This window comes from Clostridium sp. ZBS15, from assembly GCF_023845705.1.
Lineage (GTDB): Bacteria > Bacillota > Clostridia > Clostridiales > Clostridiaceae > Clostridium > Clostridium aquiflavi.
This window is the reverse complement of record NZ_JAMQHY010000032.1, coordinates 1-3,202: the sequence shown is the minus strand read 5'-3', so window position 1 is coordinate 3,202 and position 3,202 is coordinate 1. Positions and strand designations below refer to the sequence as shown.

At 48.2% G+C, this 3,202-nt stretch carries 1 rRNA gene; it reads right to left on the bottom strand.

Annotation, left to right across the window (positions count from 1 at the left end):
* Positions 1 to 112: 112 nt before the first annotated feature.
* Positions 113 to 3,023, bottom strand: a 23S ribosomal RNA gene (locus tag NG904_RS09455).
* Positions 3,024 to 3,202 lie beyond the last annotated feature (179 nt).

The following is a 3,202-nucleotide window of genomic DNA, read 5'->3' as shown; positions in this document are numbered from 1 at the left end:
TAACTTCCCTGTACTGATTGGATAGGAGTGTTACTTCCATGACTTCATCACCAGATCCTTTGAAAGAATGTTCTTTGTAAATTGCACATAAATAGTAAATAACAATTATTTATTGGTCGAGCCCTCGACCTATTAGTATCAGTCAGCTAAATATGTTGCCACACTTACACCTCTGACCTATCAACCTTGTAGTCTTCAAGGGGTCTTACTAGCTTACGCTATGGGAAATCTCATCTTGAAGGAGGCTTCACGCTTAGATGCTTTCAGCGTTTATCCCGTCCCGACTTAGCTACCCAGCTATGCTTCTGGCGAAACAACTGGTACACCATAGGTCGGTCCATCCCGGTCCTCTCGTACTAAGGACAGCTCTTCTCAAATTTCCTGCGCCCGCGACGGATAGGGACCGAACTGTCTCACGACGTTCTGAACCCAGCTCGCGTGCCGCTTTAATGGGCGAACAGCCCAACCCTTGGGACCTACTTCAGCCCCAGGATGCGACGAGCCGACATCGAGGTGCCAAACCTCCCCGTCGATGTGAACTCTTGGGGGAGATCAGCCTGTTATCCCCGAGGTAGCTTTTATCCGTTGAGCGATGGCCCTCCCACGAGGTACCACCGGATCACTAAGCCCGACTTTCGTCCCTGCTCGACTTGTAGGTCTCGCAGTCAGGCTCCCTTATGCCTTTGCACTCTACGAACGATTTCCGACCGTTCTGAGGGAACCTTTGGGCGCCTCCGTTACTTTTTAGGAGGCGACCGCCCCAGTCAAACTGCCCACCTAACAATGTCCTGTCACCAGATTCATGGCATCCAGTTAGAATTCCAGTACTATCAGGGTGGTATCCCAAGGATGACTCCATCAAAGCTGACGCTCTGATTTCCCAGTCTCCCACCTATCCTGTACAGACAATACCGAAATTCAATGCTAAGCTACAGTAAAGCTCTACGGGGTCTTTCCGTCCAATCGCGGGTAGCGAGCATCTTCACTCGCACTACAACTTCGCCGGATTTGCAGTTGAGACAGTGCACAAGTCATTACGCCATTCGTGCGGGTCAGAACTTACCTGACAAGGAATTTCGCTACCTTAGGACCGTTATAGTTACGGCCGCCGTTTACTGGGGCTTAAGTTCACACCTTCGCTTACGCTAAGTGTTCCCCTTAACCTTCCAGCACCGGGCAGGCGTCAGCCCCTATACATCAGCTTTCGCTTTAGCAGAGACCTGTGTTTTTGTTAAACAGTTGCTTGTGCCTATTCTCTGCGGCCTGCTCTCGCAGGCACCCCTTCTCCCGAAGTTACGGGGTCAATTTGCCTAGTTCCTTAACTGCAATTCTTCCGCCGGCCTTAGGATTCTCTCCTCACCTACCTGTGTCGGTTTGCGGTACGGGCACTATTTCTCTTTCTAGATGCTTTTCTTGGAAGCATGGAATCAGATACTTCGGTTCCTTAGAACCTTCCCCATCACGCCTCAGAATTGTTAGAACGGATTTGCCTATCCTAACTCCCTAAACGCTTAGACTAGCATCCAATAGCTAGCACATCCTATCCTTCTCCGTCACACCATCGATAATAACGATAATAGTGGTATCGGAATATCAACCGATTGTCCATCGCTTACGCCTTTCGGCCTCAGCTTAGGTCCCGACTAACCCTCAGCGGACGAACCTTCCTGAGGAAACCTTAGGTATTCGGCCTGTGGGATTCTCACCCACATCTCGCTACTAATGCCAACATTCTCACTCGTAATCAGTCCACCGCTCCTTACGGTACGACTTCAGCCCGATTACGACGCTCCTCTACCGCTCACACAAAAAGTGTGAACCCGTAGCTTCGGTGGTAAGTTTGAGCCCCGGACATTTTCGGCGCAGGATCTCTTGACTAGTGAGCTATTACGCACTCTTTTAATGAGTGGCTGCTTCTAAGCCAACATCCTAGTTGTCTTAGAAATCCCACATCCTTTTCCACTTAACTTACACTTTGGGACCTTAGCTGACGATCTGGGCTGTTTCCCTTTTGACTACGGAACTTATCTTTCGCAGTCTGACTGCCGGACTGATAGTATCTGGTATTCGGAGTTTGATAAGGTTCGGTAAGCGCTATGCCCCCTAGCCCATTCAGTGCTCTACCCCCAGTACTCACATTTTCCGACGCTAGCCCTAAAGCTATTTCGAGGAGAACCAGCTATATCCGAGTTCGATTGGAATTTCTCCGCTATCCACAGCTCATCCCATGCTTTTTCAACAGCAACGTGGTTCGGTCCTCCACGAGGTTTTACCCTCGCTTCAACCTGGCCATGGATAGGTCACCCGGTTTCGGGTCTACAGCATGCAACTAGTCGCCCTATTAAGACTCGGTTTCCCTTCGGCTCCGTACCTTAAGTACTTAACCTTGCTACATACCGTAACTCGTTGGCTCGTTCTACAAAAAGCACATCATCACACACATAAGGTGCTTTGATCGGTTGTAGGCACATGGTTTCAGGTTCTATTTCACTCCCCTCCCGGGGTTCTTTTCACCTTTCCCTCACGGTACTGCTTCACTATCGGTCATCAGGTAGTATTTAGCCTTGGGAGGTGGTCCTCCCTGCTTCCCACAAGGTTTCACGTGTCTCGTGGTACTCTGGATCAGAACTTGATCATTATAATTTTCACCTACAGGACTATTACCCCCTACGGTCCAACTTTCCAGTTGTGTTCGGTTAACCATAATTTCTCGTTAATGTTCTGTCCGCAACCCCAAAGATAAATCTTTGGTTTGGGCTCTTTCCCTTTCGCTCGCCGCTACTAAGAAAATCGATTTTTCTTTCTCTTCCTCCAGGTACTTAGATGTTTCAGTTCCCTGGGTTTACCTTCATAAAGCTATGTATTCACTTTACGATACATGGGGTTTCCCATGTGAGTTTCCTCATTCGGAAATCTTCGGATCTCTGACTATGTGCGTCTACCCGAAGCTTATCGCAGCTTATCGCGTCCTTCATCGGCTCCTGATGCCAAGGCATTCACCATGCGCCCTTTGTAGCTTGACCTCTTACTTGTTTATTGCCGCTAACTACTTCGTTAACTTCATATTTTCTGTACTCACGTATCACGATACGCTCCGTTCATAAAATACTCGTTTCCTCGTATTTATCGCCACTAAACTCCGTAACATTATTTTGCTTATAAATAAACAAAACAATTTGCCAATTTTAATTTGAGTAATTAT